The 17,590-nt window shown below is 42.2% G+C and carries 14 protein-coding genes and 1 pseudogene; 5 read left to right on the plus strand and 10 right to left on the minus strand.

What is annotated here, in order from left to right; all coding sequences use genetic code 11:
• Nucleotides 1–84: 84 nt before the first annotated feature.
• The 3 genes and pseudogenes from HMPREF9447_RS19170 to HMPREF9447_RS19180 form a co-directional block, all read right to left on the minus strand.
• A pseudogene (locus tag HMPREF9447_RS19170) lies at nt 85–213 on the minus strand (Coenzyme F420 hydrogenase/dehydrogenase, beta subunit C-terminal domain); the annotation flags it as partial.
• 35 nt (nt 214–248) lie between these two features.
• Complete coding sequence (locus HMPREF9447_RS19175; protein ID WP_009131439.1) at nt 249–728, minus strand: UpxZ family transcription anti-terminator antagonist; 480 nt, start codon at nt 726–728, stop codon at nt 249–251.
• A gap of 36 nt (nt 729–764) precedes the next feature.
• Complete coding sequence (locus HMPREF9447_RS19180) at nt 765–1,313, minus strand: UpxY family transcription antiterminator (RefSeq protein WP_009131440.1); 549 nt, start codon at nt 1,311–1,313, stop codon at nt 765–767.
• 644 nt (nt 1,314–1,957) lie between these two features.
• Between HMPREF9447_RS19180 and HMPREF9447_RS19190 the strand changes: the two genes are divergently transcribed.
• Nucleotides 1,958–3,388, plus strand: a complete 1,431-nt coding sequence (locus HMPREF9447_RS19190; RefSeq protein WP_009131441.1) for a hypothetical protein — start codon at nt 1,958–1,960, stop codon at nt 3,386–3,388.
• Nucleotides 3,389–3,401: 13 nt separating this feature from the next.
• Nucleotides 3,402–4,463, plus strand: a complete 1,062-nt coding sequence (locus HMPREF9447_RS19195) for an endonuclease/exonuclease/phosphatase family protein (RefSeq protein ID WP_009131442.1) — start codon at nt 3,402–3,404, stop codon at nt 4,461–4,463.
• On the opposite strand, the gene HMPREF9447_RS19200 is transcribed toward HMPREF9447_RS19195, so the two are convergent.
• Entirely contained in the window at nt 4,460–5,629 is a 1,170-nt protein-coding gene (locus HMPREF9447_RS19200) for a mechanosensitive ion channel family protein (RefSeq protein WP_009131443.1), read from the minus strand. The genes HMPREF9447_RS19195 and HMPREF9447_RS19200 overlap by 4 nt on opposite strands.
• Nucleotides 5,630–5,880: 251 nt before the next feature.
• Between HMPREF9447_RS19200 and HMPREF9447_RS19205 the strand changes: the two genes are divergently transcribed.
• Nucleotides 5,881–6,507, plus strand: coding sequence for a hypothetical protein (locus tag HMPREF9447_RS19205; protein WP_009131444.1), 627 nt, complete (start codon nt 5,881–5,883; stop codon nt 6,505–6,507).
• A gap of 158 nt (nt 6,508–6,665) precedes the next feature.
• Here the strand turns inward: HMPREF9447_RS19205 and HMPREF9447_RS19210 are convergent, their stop codons facing one another.
• The 3 genes from HMPREF9447_RS19210 to HMPREF9447_RS19220 form a co-directional block, all read right to left on the minus strand.
• Nucleotides 6,666–7,883 carry a bromodomain-containing protein gene (locus tag HMPREF9447_RS19210; RefSeq protein WP_009131445.1) on the minus strand — a complete coding sequence of 406 codons (1,218 nt, stop codon included), beginning with the start codon at nt 7,881–7,883 and terminating at the stop codon, nt 6,666–6,668.
• A 165-nt stretch (nt 7,884–8,048) separates the two neighbouring features.
• Nucleotides 8,049–8,735, minus strand: a complete 687-nt coding sequence (locus tag HMPREF9447_RS19215; protein WP_009131446.1) for a response regulator transcription factor — start codon at nt 8,733–8,735, stop codon at nt 8,049–8,051.
• A gap of 45 nt (nt 8,736–8,780) precedes the next feature.
• A complete protein-coding gene (locus HMPREF9447_RS19220) occupies nt 8,781–10,331 on the minus strand; it encodes a sensor histidine kinase (RefSeq protein WP_044138466.1) in 1,551 nt (516 codons plus the stop codon).
• Between the two features lie 192 nt (nt 10,332–10,523).
• Here HMPREF9447_RS19220 and HMPREF9447_RS19225 point away from each other — a divergent pair, with 192 nt between their 5' ends.
• Nucleotides 10,524–11,393, plus strand: coding sequence for a GLPGLI family protein (locus tag HMPREF9447_RS19225; RefSeq protein WP_009131448.1), 870 nt, complete (start codon nt 10,524–10,526; stop codon nt 11,391–11,393).
• Between the two features lie 133 nt (nt 11,394–11,526).
• Nucleotides 11,527–14,067: a carboxypeptidase-like regulatory domain-containing protein gene (locus tag HMPREF9447_RS19230; protein WP_044138394.1), complete on the plus strand. Its 2,541-nt coding sequence runs from the start codon at nt 11,527–11,529 to the stop codon at nt 14,065–14,067.
• 19 nt (nt 14,068–14,086) lie between these two features.
• Here the strand turns inward: HMPREF9447_RS19230 and HMPREF9447_RS19235 are convergent, their stop codons facing one another.
• The 3 genes from HMPREF9447_RS19235 to fsa all read right to left on the minus strand — a co-directional run bounded on the left by HMPREF9447_RS19235 (nt 14,087) and on the right by fsa (nt 17,417).
• Nucleotides 14,087–14,755: a phosphatase PAP2 family protein gene (locus HMPREF9447_RS19235; protein WP_009131450.1), complete on the minus strand. Its 669-nt coding sequence runs from the start codon at nt 14,753–14,755 to the stop codon at nt 14,087–14,089.
• 14 nt (nt 14,756–14,769) lie between these two features.
• Nucleotides 14,770–16,647, minus strand: coding sequence for an LTA synthase family protein (locus HMPREF9447_RS19240; protein WP_009131451.1), 1,878 nt, complete (start codon nt 16,645–16,647; stop codon nt 14,770–14,772).
• Nucleotides 16,648–16,760: 113 nt separating this feature from the next.
• On the minus strand, nt 16,761–17,417 hold the full coding sequence (fsa, locus tag HMPREF9447_RS19245) for a fructose-6-phosphate aldolase (RefSeq protein WP_009131452.1): 657 nt from the start codon (nt 17,415–17,417) through the stop codon (nt 16,761–16,763).
• Nucleotides 17,418–17,590: the final 173 nt, after the last annotated feature.

A 17,590-nucleotide genomic window follows, 5' to 3' on the forward strand; every position in this document is an offset into this window, starting at 1 on the left:
TATTTTAATAATCAGCTAGCGCCCTATTTTAACGCCCTCCAAGATAGCCCCCTTGCTTGTATATGTTTTCGCCATTATTGCATACCTGTCCTTGTCTACTTCTGGATACCAAAAATCTTCAATATCCGTTTTAAAAATAATCGCATCATGAGCACATACAGCACCACATGCATTGCAACCGCAACACATCATTTTATCTGTAGCATCAATCATATTTTACGACAGACTTTTATTCCCAGAGAACATCTTTATAATAAATCAACTTCCTCAAAAGGATAAGGATTCTCCTCAATATATTGCAATTCCTCAATTATCTCCACTTGCTCCAAATTCAATCGGGATGTTTCCCAAGTTGAAATTATGGCATGTGCTTCCTCAGCCAATTTTTCTTCATATACTTCACCATAACAATAAGTCAGCAGACGGACTTTCAGGAGCGAAGGCTTTAGTGTGGGAAGCACTGCAAAACTACGATCCAGAACCTTCTGAATATATTCCTGTTTATGCCCATTATCATACATTGTGGCATTGAAGGCCACCAAAAGACCTAAACACAACTCAGCTTCAGCTTCAGGAGTAGAGCCATGCTTTCCATACGAGTTCAGGGCTGATTCATAAACATCACGATTCAGACGGGTGAAATCATCGACATAAATCGGACGGTCATCCTGCCCCAGAGTGAGAAGACTGTGAGCCAGGGAAAATAAGGATGAAACTTGATCACTCATATATTTAATTATGATTTATGATTTATAACACTGAAATTAGTCGGCTATAGGCTCTACCAGTGAAGAGTGAATAAACGTTGTGGCAACAGCCATAACCCCTTCAATATTCACAACTACACGACGGTCGCGACGAATACGAACGAACTCCCCCACAGCTCCTTCGAAAACACCGCCTATAACGCGCACTTTCTGACCTTTTATCAGTTGAAGTTCGGCTGGTTCCACATAAACAATCGATTCCTCATAGGTACCAGCAACAAGAATGAAGCTGCGCATCTGACTGTCGGGAATGACAATGGGGAGACGCTGTTCGCGATCCATGATATAGCGCATGGGGATATTCATACCGGCTTTGTCCTTTAAGGCATCGATACGCTTGCGAGTAGAGCGAATGAAAACAAGATTATGCACGGCAGGAACAAGCCTACGAATGCGACGACCCTTTTTCACAATATAATCGCGACGCATGGGTATGAAATTCTCAATCTTTTCCTCGTCGAGAAAAGCTTTCAAAGCTAACTCACGGCTATAGGTGACACGCACTGCAAACCAGTGAAGATGCGGAGAATGTGAAGTGATGTTCACGTCAGAATATTCTTTGGGGACACCGGAGTAGTGAAATACTTACCGATTAATTTATGTAATGCAGTTATTTTTAAGAACTTATGTTGCATTCATATTATCTCAAAGCGTTTCGCCATCACGGTCAAAAAGCAGTGAAACAGTTATGTGAAAAAGAGATTAACGAAGAGATTAATGGAGCTATAATGTCTTTTAATCGTTCGTTTAATGTGCACTATGTTGAACACAAAGTTCAGATGCCAAAAACTATAAAAAGGAAAAGATATTAAATATATTTATCACCAATAATACAATACTGATAATCAATAATATACTTATAAAAATAGCTTTAAAAGCAAATATTTTTATTAAACATCTTGTTCATCTCAAAAATACCCTTTATCTTTGTGCACATTAAACGAACGTTTTTTATCCACCCCTATTTTACAGAAGCAATTCACTGTTATCCAGCGGTTTATTATTAAAACAAAAGCATTCAAAAATCTTCCAAGTTAAGCCAACTTTTGATATTATAAAAATCGCCCGCCAATCATATCCATCTATATATTAAGCACTTAGCAAATATTTAATTATTCCTTTAGATTTCATTTTAAATCATATAATAAAAACCCTCCCCCCCCGTTATTTAGTAAAAACCCGATAACGGCATGAGATTAAAAGCCCTGCGCCTCATATATCTATTCCCTATATTCTTCCTGTTGTCCTTCAACGCTTGTGACGACATGGACGATTATTCATCCGACCCGAAGCATACACTTTGCTTCTCGCAGGATACGCTATGCATGGATACTGTTCTCGCTGGCATTCCCACATCCACCCGTCAACTGAAAGTATACAACCCGAATAAGAAAGCATTGTTAATATCTTCCATAATTCTTGCCGATGCCGGAAAATCTGGTTTTCGCATCAATGTGGATGGCATAAAGGGAAATCAATTCTCCGATATAGAAATTGCAGGCGAAGACAGCTTGTATATTTTTGTAGAAGCGACCCTGCCTCAGCAAGACAATGCCGACATCAGATTCATAAAAGACTCTATTCTTTTTCAACTGAATGGCATCCGGCAAGAAGTAAAATTGCAAGCATACGCACAAGATGCTTTTACTTTCCGGGGAAAAGTAATTGAAAAAGATACCTTGATTACATCCCAACGTCCGATACTGATTTATGACAGTATCAGTGTTGCTCCGGATGCACACTTAACACTTGCAGCAGGCACCCGTTTGTATTTCCACGGCAAGGCAGGAATGCAGGTACACGGACGCCTGTCAGTAGAAGGTACCCTTTCCGCTCCGGTTGTTTTCCGGGGAGATCGTACAGACCGGATGTTCCCCTATCTTCCTTATGACCGGTTACCGGGACAATGGGGAGGCTTACGTTTTTACAAAACCAGTTATGAAAATCATCTGGTCTATGCGGATATTCACGGTGGTAGTTTCGGCATTCGTTGCGATTCTTCGATAACAGACCGCAGGAAACTGACATTGGAATCCTCTATCATACGGCAAGTATCGGGCAATGGACTGGAGTTGACGTCGTGTCAGGTAGCGGTAGGAAACAGTGAGATTAGTAATGCGGGAGAAAGCTGCGTCAGTCTGTTAGGGGGAGATTATACATTTACCCACTGTACACTGGCAAATTACTTTAGTTGGAATGTACGGAAAGGGGCGGCATTGCAAGTGCGGAATGAACAGGATGACACTGCATATCCGCTTTCATCGGCTATTTTCCGTAATTGTATTATTGCGGGTTCGGGCACAGACGAAATTAACGGAGGACGCTCTAAAAATGAGAATATAGCTTTCAATTATTACTTCTCACACTGCCTCATCAACTCGATAGAAGAAGAGAATGACAAGATAGTCAATGTTATTTGGGAAAAGGATGATAATTTCATGCTGATGGATAACCGTACACAGGAATACAATTTTAATCTTGGTGAAAAATCCAAAGCCATTAATTGGGGAAGAAAAGAGGATGCAAACACCTACCCAATTGACAGAAATGGACACTCCCGCCTACAGGATGCAGCACCGGATGCAGGATGTTATGAATCTATGATCTTGGCATCATACTAAAAAACAACTCTCAATGAACATTAAATTATATATTACTTTTTCATTTCTGTTCGCTCCTTTTTTCTTTCTTTGCGGACAAACGAAAAAGGACACCCTCTCTTTTCGCGTTGTCAGTTATAATGTTGAAAACTTATTCGACTGCCGCCACGATACGCTAAAAAATGACTATGAATTCCTACCTGACGCAGTACGCCACTGGAATTATACAAAATATAAAAAGAAGCTGGATAACATAGCCCGCACCATCACAGCCGCAGGCGGTTGGACTCCACCAGCACTTGTTGCCCTCTGTGAAGTGGAAAATGACAGTGTATTACGCGACCTGACTCAGCACTCGGTTCTTCGGGAAGCCGGATATCGCTATGTGATGACTAACTCACCCGATCAGCGAGGAATCGATGTGGCATTGCTTTACCAACGGGACCGTTTCAAACTGATTTCCTATCAGGGAATCCCCATACCTCATACATCCGGTAAAAAGAAATTTCGCCCTACACGGGATATACTACACGTTTATGGGATGTTATTAAACCACGATACACTGGATGTTTTTGTAGTTCATCTTCCGTCCCGTTCAGGAGGTGCCAAAGAAAGCGAACCTTACCGTCTGCATGCTGCCCGGCAGTTGAAAGCTGCGGCAGACAGCGTCTATCTCCATCGGTATCATCCGCAAATTCTTATCATGGGAGACTTTAACGATTATCCCGATAATGCATCGGTCAGCAAAATAGTCTCGGCAGAAGCGCCACCTCAAAACAAAAACAGTCTGCAACCACAAAGATTTTATCACTTACTTGCCCGTAAGGCCGCTACACAAAAAGGTTTCGGTAGTTATAAATATCAGGGCGAATGGGGTTTATTGGACCATATCATTGTCTCCGGCACGCTTCTCCAGCCGGATGCAGACTTTTGTACCTGTGAAAGCAAAGCCGATATTTTTCGTCCTTCTTTCCTATTGACGGATGATAAAAAGTATGGCGATGTAAAGCCATTCCGCACTTACTACGGAATGAAGTACCAGGATGGTTACAGCGATCACCTACCTGTATGGGCAGATTTCCGGCTCATTTATTAATCCGAATACTGATACAATTTCAAATCAAACTTCTGTACCATTACCAGCAAATGGTCGAATATATCAGACTGAATACGCTCATATTCTTTCCACACCTTATTCCGGGAAAAGAAATAAACCTGAATAGGAACTCCGTAAGTTGTCATTTCCTTCTGACTGATAATCAAGTCCAGATCCTGATTTACAACAGGTAGGCTACAAAGATAGCGTTCGATGTAAACACGGTAGAGTTGTGCATTAGTAGGCACCTCTCCTTCCGCCGGCTGATAGTCCGCCATCAAAGGCACTTCCTTTCGAATGGCATCCAACATCTCAGGAGTGCAGAACTTCAATGTGGTCATGTCGAGATAGATATTCTTATCCACACGACGGCCGCCACTCTCCTGCATGCCGCGCCAGTTCTGAAAAGACCCGTTCACTAAGGTATAAGGCGGAATGGTAGATATTGTGTTATCCCAGTTTTGTATCTTCACCGTATTGAGGGTAATCTCTTTGACGATACCATTCGCTCCCCCATTGGGCAAAGCAATCCAGTCACCGATACGCAGCATCTCATTGGCAGAAAGCTGTATGCCAGCCACGAATCCCAAAATACTGTCTTTGAAAACCAACATCAGCACCGCCGCCGAAGCACCCAATCCGGCAAAGAGCGTAGCGGGCGATTTATCTATAAGAATGGAGACGGCAAAGATGGCTGCTACAAAAAAAACAAGTACTTGCAGTACCTGAATAAAACCTTTCATTGGATGATTCTTACTGGTATCTTTCTGGTTTTGGAAATCCAAAAATACAAGCAGTAAACCATTGGTAGCAAAGGCAAGTGCTGCCACAATGTACACGGCGCAGACCTTTTGTGCTAAATCCAGCACTTCCAAGCCATGAACAAAAGCATAGGGTAACAGGAAGTAAATCAGTATTCCCGGCAACGTATGTATCAGATGGGGTACTACTTTCCGCTTCATCAGCAAGGTATTCCAGCGATGGGGTGAGCGCTTGGTATAATGCTTCATACCTCCCACAAAGATAGCTTGGCACAAATAATCCAACCCTATAGCCATAGCTATTATCAGTACGGCAATAATGGTTTCATCAAAGGTATTCGCAAACTTAGGGTCTACTCCCCAACCTACAAGGATTTTGTTCATCCATCCACCTAAAGTTGTCATATATTTACTTGTTTTATTAATAATAACGGAAAAAAGGGGGTAGTTGTTTATTTTTCCAGGTCAACCGGCAAGTGATTGTTTGTATTGATGCCATTGTGCATGCTGCTTATAAGGATAAAATAACAGTCAGTGAAGAAAAAGTGTCTGCTTTCAAAGTATGACTAAACTTTTAACATAACAAATAGTTATTATTTCAGTTAATTATCGTATATTTGAAAATTAGACTTATAGACCAACTAAAAATTAAAAGTATGACACAGATTAAAAGACTACTAAGCAGGGGGGTATTTACAATAATACTTTGCAGTGTTGCGGCATGCAGCAATGATGATAACGAGAACATTGAGGAAATCAAAGACGCAAGTTACACATTAGATGAAATAGAATGGAAGTTTGATAACGATGGAATTAAAGTCACTGAAATAGAAATACCGGAAGAAATTTACAAAAACCCAAGCAATAGTGAAATGCTGGTAACAGTTTGCTCCGTTGAAAACTTTATGCAAACATCCCAATTCTATTCTGATGACCCGAAATACTTTCAACTTTTAGTTCAAAGTCCTATAATAGAGGTCTGTATTCCTTCTGGTGAAATACCTTTTGATGATTTCTTTCACACATCGGGAGGGCCTGAAGTTCCCTTTTTACTTGAAGAATACACCTATTCTCCTCACTCTTATTCTACAAATACCAGTAAGTTACCTCCACACAGTATACTGAAATTTAATGCTACTGTCATCAAGCGTAATGTTACTGCTATTTATCGTGCCCGTTTTATAGGAAATGATTCCGGTAAACAAGTTGAGATAACAGGTAAATGGCACGGGGTTTATTATGACAGTCTAGAAAATATAATAAAAATAGAAGAAATAAAGTAGGCACCTTTACGTGGAGAAAATAAGGAGTTGGCACGAAACAAATAAGGTTCGAATAGAGGAAAACTATAATTTACTTCGTTATTTTCACAGTAAAGCGCTCACGGATACGAGCCATCAGTACAGACAGTTGATTTTATCGCTGCGGTGAAAGAAGCGGATTATCTTATTTTCTTAATGAACATTGCTTTTGCGTGTTTTGCAAGATTTGACAGCATAGAATCCGGACCATGATATAAAATGCAATTGTCCAGACAGAGGATTATATCCATTTCCATTTCGGACAAACTTGAATACATATTGGTCTGATATTTACGTCTGATTGTAGACATGTTCATAGGTTTTTTGATTATTTCGTAATAGTTACTCTCCTCATGGTCATTAATAGGCTGTGATAAATATTCCAATAGCCCGCTAGACTTCATTATCTTTGCTGCCATAGTATATAAACCATCCATCGTGACTGGTTGCTTCGGAATAGCTTTATATATTTGCAATAGTCGCTGTATCTCATAATAGCTTTGTTGCATTACCCTAGTGTATTCTGCTCTCTCTTGGGGCCCTAAGGTTGCCCACAATTCTTCAAAACTTTTTTCATGCACACGTGAACTTAAGAACGGAGTTAACTCTGGATATGTTTGATTGGCATATATATTTTGATCTTCGTTTATATCCGTAACCTGCGGTGTAGCATCATATTTCGAATGTATTGTTGCAGAAACATGATTGATGGAACTAGATCTATCCTCAGGGTTCAGAATATCTGCGGTGCAAGTTAATGTGCTTTCAATATATTTAGATGAGGGAATGGGAGGATTGAATTCCTGAAGTCCTCCATGGTTCACCTTTACATGATATTTGACTAATTGCTTCTTAACATTAACCCAATCCTTAACCGTCGCTTCGATTGCCGACTCGTGCTTGTCGTTTGCATCAGCAGTAATAGGGAAAAGATTAAAACCTCTCCCCGGTCCACCTACATTGTCATTCAGTAGATGTCCTTTTATATATTTGTATTGATTTGGCAATGTTGGATCTGTAGGAAGCACCGAACATATTTCTTTTAATGCGCCGGAGCCCGGTGGATCACCAGCAATATGATTAATAGCCAGATAAGCTGTCATTTCGATACCGACCTCACTGCCACCTATATTTTCAGTTTCCCACGTAGCATTGCTTTCCGGATCATTATAACCTTCTCTACTCAGTGGTTGCTGTATTACTTGTCTTTGAACAGCCTTTATCATGCTTTGCTGCAACTGTACACTATGACGGTTGTCGACAAATGCCAACTTTCCCTGCCGACAACTTTCACTATCTGAATTTATCGATAATGAATGTGATTTGCATTGCTCACTAGGTTTATTTATCTTACTCATAGCTTTGTATTCCCATAGGATGTTTCTTCTAATCGTATGTTTCGGAGGCGTACGAGGCGAAGATACAAAACTTTTCAATACGACTCTTGCTCCTTTGGCATATATTTTACCTATATGAAAACAGCCTGTGAGATACGTGCCCGACCAATAGATCTATGTCATAGTTTATATCATTATTTTCAGCACATACCCTTTCTTCATCAGCGACTCAATCTTCACCGCCGAATCGTTACGAAGTGCCTTGCGCAAATAAGTTATCTGTACATTCAAAGCAAGAGAATTAGCATAAGAAACACTACCCCAAGCAGTGTTTAATAATAAGTCACGATCTACGGAAAGATTAAGATTCTTTGCCAGAAGCCGCAGAATATCCGCTTGGCGGGAAGTGATGAGCACCTTATTATTTCCCGTGCGGATTTCATTCGTGCTGTAATTAAATACGGACTGGCCGAAGCGATAAGTTTCTTCTTCCACCGTATCAGAGAGTTGCAAAGTGAAGCGTTCACGGATACGAGCCATCAATTCTTCCGGATAGAAAGGCTTTGACAGATAGTCATTGGCACGGAGTTGGAAACCTTGCAGACGGTCAGCTTTGTCACTACGGTCGGAAAGGAAGAAGATGAGGACATGCTTGTCTGTTTCACGTATGCGTTCGGCAACTTCAAAGCCATTACAACCGGGCATATTGATGTCAAGTAATACCAAATCGGGCTTTACAAGCGGAAATTGTTCAAGAGCAATTATTCCATTTCCGGCATAGGTCACTTCATAGCCTTCTTTTTCAAGAAAGCGTTTCAATAACATCGAGTACTTCAAATCATCGTCGGCGAAAAGTATCTTTAAAGGCTTCATATAATTATTTGTTTTATACCACAGATTACACGGATTATCACAGATTTATTGCGGAATATTAATTTCGATCTCCGTTCCCTTGCCTATCTGGCTAGTCAACGAAATATCTCCGTGATGCGCCTCCACCAGCAACTTCACATAACTCAATCCCAATCCGATGCCCGGCAATGAGCGGTCGGGAAAATTGCTGCCACGATAGAACTTATCAAATACACGGGTTTGCTCGGAAGCCGGAATGCCGATGCCATTATCGGATACGCGAATTGTCAGTTGATGATCGTGCAACAGGCAATCCACAGCTATGCGGACGGACGTATCGGAATACTTCACGGCATTCTCTATCAGGTTACTGATGATATTGGAAACATGTACCGGGTCTGCCGTCACAAGGGTTTCTTCACTGAAATGGGTTTCAATAGAAACGTCTTTGCCTTCGGGCACATGGTAGAGGCGGATAAGTTTCTTCAGGGTTTCCTTGATATTAAATGTACGAATAGACAATTGTGTATGTTCATCATCGGCACGCGTCATGTCGCGCAACTTCGAGAGATAAGCCGAAAGGTTATCCAGTTCGGACATCGAATCATGGATTACTTCATCCATCGCTTTCTCATCCGTGCGCAAAGACTTGTCATTGAGGAAAGCAACGCACATCTTCAGAGCCTGCACCGGTCGTTTCAGTTCATGTATCATGGTGTTCACAAAACTTTTCCGGAGTTCGTCTATACGGCGTTGTTTCAAGATGGTTTTTATCTGAAACAGCAGGCAGACCCCCAACAAGAATATCAGACAAAGGCTGCCCAGAAGTTGCCAACCCATACGCACCAACACAGCATGTGCCGATATCTCGACTTTAGCTACAACAAACTGATGCTTCAAGGGATTATAAGGATAGCTCACTTCAACATATGGATTCAGCAATGTGCCCTCCCGCCTCATCACCGGATCCCACTGGAAGCTGGTATCTCTGGAAACTTTCAATCTCGTAGTAAATAAATGGGAGTCCAAACGCAAGGCAAGCAAAGAGTCAAATTGCTGCAACACAAAAGGCGCATCCAACTCCAGCTTATAAAGATTGATAATGGAGTTCAGGTTGGGAACAGCCTTATCAGGCATGGCAATCCGGAACGAATCCAGAAAAAGCACTCTCTCCTGGGGTATCAGGCTATCCAGTTTAGCCCATGTCTTCTTTTTAATTGCATTCCCTTTGATGGAATCAGCCTTGTGCGCATCGGCAGAATCATTTTGATGTATGGTGATGCTTTCAATATCCACATATTTGGCATCCGCATTATCCAGATTTCTTCCTTTCAGTGCACCAAGTATCAGTTCATTGATGGTAGTCATACCTTCCATATCCGTATACGTATTCAGATTATAGAAGAACATATTTGCCTTGTTGAATACCTTTTTAGGTTGCGGGGCGCGGATGGAATCATATTGCCCTGCTGTCTGCAAAATGCTGTTATAGATGTCATCAATCTGCTCGTCATTCATATACTGATACTGGTTGCGCAACCAATAAAGTTGTCCGCCTGTGATAAGTAGCATCGCTACGATAGAAAGCATCCATACTATCTTAATCCGTCGTTCCATAATCATTTTCTTTTTTTTAGTACCGGCAAAGGTAAACGTTAGCCCGCAAATACAAGTACACGCGAGGCAGATATTATCGGTAGCATAATATTTCAGTAATAACTTTCGACCTTTCCTGAAGCGAAAACCGCATAGATTTGCAGCATGAGAAATTGATACCAGAATGTAGAACCCACAAAAAAGTAGAAACGTATGAGTACAAAAATTATTTTCCTCAGTGTATGTCTCGCAGCATTATGCGCATCGCAGGCAAAGGCACAGATTATTGTCTCTGATGGCACTAAAGTAGTGAACGATACCATCGGCGAAGCACAACTTCTTGTGCAATATGAAACGCGCTGCATCCCCAACACTGAGAAACCGGAAAAGGCGGTGGAAGAAACCATGATGCTGGAAGTCGGCAAGAATCTTTCCAAATTTTATAGCTATACCAAGTATGTGTGCGATTCTGTGCTGGCAGTGGACTTTGCCAACAAGGCTTCGCAAGAGACCATCAATGAACACATGAAGCAATACGGAGGAAGCAAATTGAGTGAACGCACCTTCAAAGGGTATCCTGCAGGAAAAGTAACCACACTTGATGAAGTGGCAGGCATGACACGCCTCCGTTGTGAAGAGAATGAAGAACGTCCGCAATGGAAAATACTGGCTGAAAACGACAGCATTCTCTCCTACCTCTGCGGGAGAGCCGAATGCCAGTTCAAAGGACGCACGTGGACAGCATGGTTTACGGCGGATATACCAGTCAGTGATGGCCCCTGGAAACTCTGCGGACTGCCGGGACTGATATTGAAAGCCGAAGATAGCGAGGGACATTATTCGTTTACTGCAACGGGAATGGAGCAATGCCACACGTACAAACCCATTCTCTTTGACGGAAAGAAGCATGAACCGATGAATCGCAAAGCGTACGATAAAGTGCACGAAAGATATTATGCCGATCCGGTAGGATTCATCACAGGAAGCATGCCTAATGTAACCGTTACCATACAAGACGAGCATGGCAATGCAACAAAGAACCCAAAGAATGTGCCTTATAATCCGCTGGAACGGGGGAAATAGTTATCTTATAAATCTCTATTATATAAATAAAGAATAATTCTCTTATCTCTTAAAGTTTCTGTTACCAACACCCGGGTGCTAGATATGCTGGCACACGGATGTAGGTAAGTATATCTTTCAATCACTTTAGTTTATGAATAAAGTACTCCATATTATAAGTTTCCTGTTTTTTCTTTGTCTTTCCTACTCTATGCAAGCTCAAACGCTGAGTGGTATGGTAACAGACGCAGAAAGTAATCAACCGCTGGAGGCAGTCATGATCGGCGTAATGCGTGGAAATACAATGATAGACTATACACTGACAGATGCAAAAGGATACTATAGCCTGACATGGAAACACAACGGCACATTGCAACTTAGCGCCTCCTTACTGGGCTACAAAAGAGAAGTACGGAACATCAATGCCGCCGGAGCTCAGAACTTCAACCTGCAATCGGAAGCCATCGTATTGAAAGAAGTGCAGATACGTCCCGGACGCATCAATACGCGAAAAGATACTGTAAGATACGATTTGGCTCAATTCGCCTCATCCAAAGATGTGCATATCAAGGATGTACTGAAGAAACTTCCAGGTGTGGACGTAGATGAAAACGGACAGGTGAAGTACAAAGGAAAAGCCATAAACCACTACTTCGTAGAAGGAATGGACGTGACGGGCGGACGCTACAATCAGATCAATAACAATCTGGATGCAAAAGCAGTGAAGACGGCGGAAATCATGGAGAATTATCAATCAGTGAAAGCATTAAAAGGAAAGATTAACTCGGACGAAGTAGCCTTGAACCTGAAGCTGGACCCGAAAGCCCGCGATCAATGGATAGCAAACGCCACACTCGGTGCAGGATGGAGCGACGACAACAATAAGCCACTGTGGGAAGGCGTGCTAAATGCGCTACAACTGGGTAAAAGCAAGCAAAGCATCTATAATTATAAAACGAATAATAACGGTAAAGACCTCAGTACAGAGCAAATGGTATTGGCAGGAGATGCCTGGCAACAAATCCCTCTTTCCACCTTCCTGTCCCAGCTGGGCATCAGTGCTCCACTGGACAAGAAGCGGTTACTCTTCAACAAGACACACATCCTGAACGGAAACCGGATGTACAAATGGAACGACGACCGGAGCCTGCGGCTGCAAGCCGGATATACACACGATCTGATCCGTCAGCAACGCGGAAATACACAAATCTATTATCAACCGACTGACACCGTACGAATTGATGAAACGTACCATTACCGACTGATAAGCGATGCAGCAAACCTGGAACTGCGCTATGAAGATAATAATAGTCGGAACTATATATCCAACCGCTTCACCGTGGATGGAGAAATAAACCAAGGCCGTTCGGAAGAACTCCGGCAGACAATACGGACTTCGCAACTGAATGCAGGCAATTTCTTTAACCTCATCCAGAATAGGGAAAGCGGGACATGGGAGTTTCTTTCGGCTACGCGATATGCTTATCAGCCTACGTCACTCTTGCTTGAAAAAGGGAAAAGTAAGTTCGATCAACACAGCTTTTATATGGATAACAGTGCAGCTTATCTAAAGAAGTATAATGGTTTCACCCAACAATATAAGGTAGGAGTACAAGGAGAGTGGGCAGCAATGGAATATACCCCAGCAGCACAGCCCGCAGATTTCAACGCTTCCAACTTATCCCTATACCTCACTCCTTACTTCCAACTAAACCGTGGAAAATGGTTATCAAGTCTTTCTCTACCTCTAAAAGCCCAGCGATACTTCTCGCAGCAACGTTCTTTCCTTTTCTTCAACCCTTCCTTGTACGCACGTTATCAGTTGGATTATCACTGGAAGTTTTCCTTTTATGGTAGTCTGAAACGCTCAGCAGGAGACATCACCGACCTATATCCCGGACTCTATCAAACCGATTACCGCACCTGGCGAAACGGAAACGGTCTTTTCCCTACCAGTACTCAGCAAACCTACAACCTTTATGGAGAGTATAAAAACACCGTGCAAGAATTCTTCATCACCGCTTCATTGACCTACAGCCGCAGCAACCGAAATACGCTTCTCGAACAAAGCGTTTCAGAAGATGCCATCCTCTACAAGCGCCGCGAGCAGCCGAATCATACCGATAGCTGGACTCTCAGTAGCACTTTATCCAAAGGCATATATGACTGGCATCTAAAAACCTCCCTCACCATACTACTCAGCCGTAGCAATGGAGAGCAACTCACCTCTCTGCCAGGAAGTGATGGCAATCCACAAAGCCTTCTGCAAATTTATCGCTACGATTACTTAAAAGCAGAGCCTAAACTAATTTGGTCCCCTACTGAAATTTTTGAAGCGGAATACCATGCTACACTAGGTTATGGTGGCAGCAAAATAGGCAGTAATACCCGCCTCACTCCACTACTGGATTTTGTACAACGATTACGACTTACGTTCAGCATCGGACAAGTAGATTTATGTCTCTCCGGTGAGCACTACCGGAATGACTTGGGTGGAGGAACACATCTAAATACTGTATTTGCAGATGCATCTCTTATATACAAAACGAAGAAATGGCGGTTTGAAGCCAACCTCAATAATCTGTTCAATAAGAAAAAATATGCTTATACCACCTATTCGGCTACGCAAAGCTATACTTCACGGCTAAACATACGTCCACGAGAGGTAATGGCAACGGTAAATTATCAATTCTAAAAAATAAATATAATAATCTCTACAACACCATGACCGTGGAGTATATCAGTATTCCCACTATTGTCAGTCCACCTATTAATATAGGCGCATTGATATGCGGTACTTTTTTCATGGTTTTATAGCCGCTCACTTTCATGAAAATGCGATATACCAAATATGCTGCAATCAGACCTATAATTGCACCTGCCAGAAGGTCGCCCGGATAATGCACACCTAAATAAATACGCGAATAACAAGTAAGCAACGCCCAACCCATAATGAACACAGTGAGCCATCGCTTCCGGAAAAGGAACCAAACGAAGAATGCCAGTCCGAAGGTGTTGGCAGCATGGCAGGATGGAAAGCCGTAGCGACCACCACGGTATCCGTTTACAATATGTACTGCGTCGGAAATCGGATTTTCCAGATTGGCAGGACGAAGACGCTCCACATACGGACGTATCAATGTTGCTCCTGTTTGGTCGGCAATAGTAATGACGAGTGCCAGGGCAATCATGCAAAACAATGTCACTTTCCAATGGAAATTGCGCAGCATCACATACCAGATAGCAGCATACATAGGTACCCAAATCCATTTACCGCTAAAAGTACTCATGAAATAATCAAAGAACGGACTGTGCATCCGGTTGATAGAAAGAAATATATTGGTATCTATGTTGACTACCTCATTCAAAATTTCTGATATCATAATTTTGCCTTATTTTATCGTTTTGCTATATCATCGTATAATTTCTGCAGATAGGCCTTGCCCGGAAGAAGGTTCTTCCCTTTCGTACTACCCTCATCCAGTGCTACGGCATTGGCTTCACAGTTAAATATCAACTGATTATCCGGTGTCACCATACCGAAAGCATCCGGAACTGCGAAGAAAGCAAAGTGGGGAGAAGCAGGATTAAGCATATCCTTACTGAACATAAATTCCTGATGGGGCAACGACAACTGCGCCAACAACGTAGCCGCAATATCGTGCTGGGAACCATAAATATCAATGCGCCTTGGCTTACTGATGGCACCGCCCACCAATAACAAAGGTACCTGATAGCGGCTTATCGTCATATTATCCAAGTATTCGGGATACGCACCCACATGATCTGGTACCAGTACCATCACCGTGTTCTTCCATTGCGGTAATTCGCGGAAACGCTTCACAAAATCGCCTACACAACTATCCGTATAAGCAAAAGCGTTCAGACGGTCATTCGCCAAACGACGGTAAGGGACTTCAAAAGGCTCATGACTACTGGAAGTCTGCAATGTCCGAAAGAAAGGCCGGGCGTTATCTGTGGCAACACTATCTGTAGCCTCCGCTTTCAAGTCTTCCAGAAGACGATTGAAAACAAGGTGGTCATGGGCTCCCCATTTGCTCAAACGCTCTGATACAGGAAAATCTTCATCGGAAACAATAGCATCAAAGCCTGAAGACATCAGGTAAGAGCGCATATTAGTAAAGTCAGCATCACCACCGTAATAGTATTTTGTTTGGTATCCGGCATTGCGCAAACTACCTGCAATAGCGGGAAGATTCTGTGTCTTGCGGGGATACTTCATGATACTTGTCGTAGGTTGTGCGGGATAGCCACTTAAAATAGCCACCAGACCACGGTCTGTACGGAAACTGTTGGCATAGAAGTTCGTAAAGAGTACTCCTCCTTTTGCCAGGCTATCCATTTGGATGGCAATATCCGGTTCACCACCCAAGGTGCTCATCAATCTGGAAGAAAAACTTTCCAGTATGACTAATATCACATTCGGACGTTCCGTCTTGAACAAAGCCGTACGCAAAGTATCTGGAATGGCGGCCGCGCTATCCAAAACCATCGGGTCTGCCAGTTTCTTCATTAGCTCATCCGCTTGCGCTGGTTCCATAAAGCGGTATTGTTTGCCGAAATCTTTTTGTTTTGAAAGAGACTCCATCAGGCTGAAAGCCGGATTAATAGCTGCATGGTTCAAGCGCAGGTTAGGACTGAAATAGACTTTACCCGTATTCATCGTAGAAACAGTGAAACCGCCACGGATTGGAATAAAAAGCAAGCCGGTAAGTAATAACATCACACCCGATACTGACAAACGGCGGTAAGGCAGTTTCATTCTCCTCCATATGCCTCTTTGTATCCAAAGAAAAATAACATATAGTAATGATGCATATAAAATCATGGCAACAATTCCACCCATCACCTGCCATATACTAATACTTGCCAGTGCATCTTTAGGAGAAGAGAAGAAATAAAAAAGCGGTGTAGCATCCAGACGGAAACCCCAATATTCATATAAGCCTAAATCAACAATGAAAATAACAGCAAGTAGAATAGAAATGAAGAGATAATAACCGTTCCAAATGCGACGAAGTGTACTGGAAAGCGTCCAGGCGGAAGCGATGAAAAGTAATCCTGGAATAGCCGTTAAATATCCGGCAAGTGAGAGGTCGAGAGGCAAACCATTCCAGATAACCTGAAAAGTGTCTGTCCAAGAAGTATTTGCATACAAAGAACTGTAGTAAAGTATAAATAACGGTTTCTGCAGTATGAAGATACAGACGAAGAGGATATACGTCTTTATCAACCCAATAAGCCTTTCTTTCATCAGCTTTTTCTCATTTTATATTCATATTGAGCACAAAAATAGTTGTTTTATTCTATTTTTCGCCAATATTATTCAAGAAATCCGTGAAAGATAGGCTTATAGAGTATTTTTTATTATCCGTTTACACGTTTATAGTCTTCGAGGAACTTTTTCAGTCCGGAATCCGTCAACGGATGATTAAGTAGACCTTTAATAGCAGAAAGCGGGCAGGTTGCCACATCGGAGCCCACTTCAATACATTGCACGATGTGTGCCGTGCTACGAATGGAAGCTGCAAGAACCTGGGTGGTATAACCATAGTAACGATACATTTCTACAATTTTACCTACCAGTGCGATACCATCTTCACAAATGTCATCCAAACGTCCCACGAAGGGAGATACATAAGTAGCCCCTGCTTTAGCAGCCAATAATGCCTGTCCTACGGAAAAAACAAGTGTGCAGTTGGTACGAATACCTTTGGATGTGAAATATTTGATAGCCTTGATACCTTCGGCAATGCAGGGCACTTTTACTACAATATGAGGATTGAGCGCAGCAAGTTCTTCGCCTTCCTTAATCATGCCTTCATAATCCGTAGCGATCACCTCGGCACTGACGTCGCCTTGTACGATGTTACAGATTTCTACATAGTGTTTCCGCTGATTTTCGACTCCTTTGATACCTTCTTTCGCCATTAGCGAAGGATTGGTTGTCACTCCATCAAGAACGCCCATATCATAGGCTTCCCGAATCTGATCTAAATTTGCAGTGTCAATAAAAAACTTCATGGCATAAACAGTTTTTTGTGATTAAAGTGATTGGGCTGCAATTCAAACAAATTGCAAGCATATAATATTAAGAACAGATAGTCTAGTAAAATGTTTTCTGTTTATACAGTTTTATCCTGATAAAGAGGAAAAGGGCCCAATGGCGAAACCATTATTAGACACACACATGAAAA

Source organism: Bacteroides oleiciplenus YIT 12058 (genome assembly GCF_000315485.1).
GTDB classification, from domain to species: Bacteria; Bacteroidota; Bacteroidia; order Bacteroidales; family Bacteroidaceae; genus Bacteroides; species Bacteroides oleiciplenus.

Bases quoted from the DNA above. Each gene is read 5' to 3' on its own strand.
- HMPREF9447_RS19175 (WP_009131439.1), bottom strand. From the start codon at position 728: ATGAGTGATCAAGTTTCATCCTTATTTTCCCTGGCTCACAGTCTTCTC.
- HMPREF9447_RS19190 (WP_009131441.1), top strand. From the start codon at position 1,958: ATGAGATTAAAAGCCCTGCGCCTCATATATCTATTCCCTATATTCTTC.
- HMPREF9447_RS19195 (WP_009131442.1), top strand. From the start codon at position 3,402: ATGAACATTAAATTATATATTACTTTTTCATTTCTGTTCGCTCCTTTT.
- HMPREF9447_RS19200 (WP_009131443.1), bottom strand. From the start codon at position 5,629: ATGACAACTTTAGGTGGATGGATGAACAAAATCCTTGTAGGTTGGGGA.
- HMPREF9447_RS19205 (WP_009131444.1), top strand. From the start codon at position 5,881: ATGACACAGATTAAAAGACTACTAAGCAGGGGGGTATTTACAATAATA.
- HMPREF9447_RS19210 (WP_009131445.1), bottom strand. From the start codon at position 7,883: ATGAGTAAGATAAATAAACCTAGTGAGCAATGCAAATCACATTCATTA.
- HMPREF9447_RS19215 (WP_009131446.1), bottom strand. From the start codon at position 8,735: ATGAAGCCTTTAAAGATACTTTTCGCCGACGATGATTTGAAGTACTCG.
- HMPREF9447_RS19220 (WP_044138466.1), bottom strand. From the start codon at position 10,331: ATGGAACGACGGATTAAGATAGTATGGATGCTTTCTATCGTAGCGATG.
- HMPREF9447_RS19225 (WP_009131448.1), top strand. From the start codon at position 10,524: ATGAGTACAAAAATTATTTTCCTCAGTGTATGTCTCGCAGCATTATGC.
- HMPREF9447_RS19230 (WP_044138394.1), top strand. From the start codon at position 11,527: ATGAATAAAGTACTCCATATTATAAGTTTCCTGTTTTTTCTTTGTCTT.
- HMPREF9447_RS19235 (WP_009131450.1), bottom strand. From the start codon at position 14,755: ATGATATCAGAAATTTTGAATGAGGTAGTCAACATAGATACCAATATA.
- HMPREF9447_RS19240 (WP_009131451.1), bottom strand. From the start codon at position 16,647: ATGAAAGAAAGGCTTATTGGGTTGATAAAGACGTATATCCTCTTCGTC.
- fsa (WP_009131452.1), bottom strand. From the start codon at position 17,417: ATGAAGTTTTTTATTGACACTGCAAATTTAGATCAGATTCGGGAAGCC.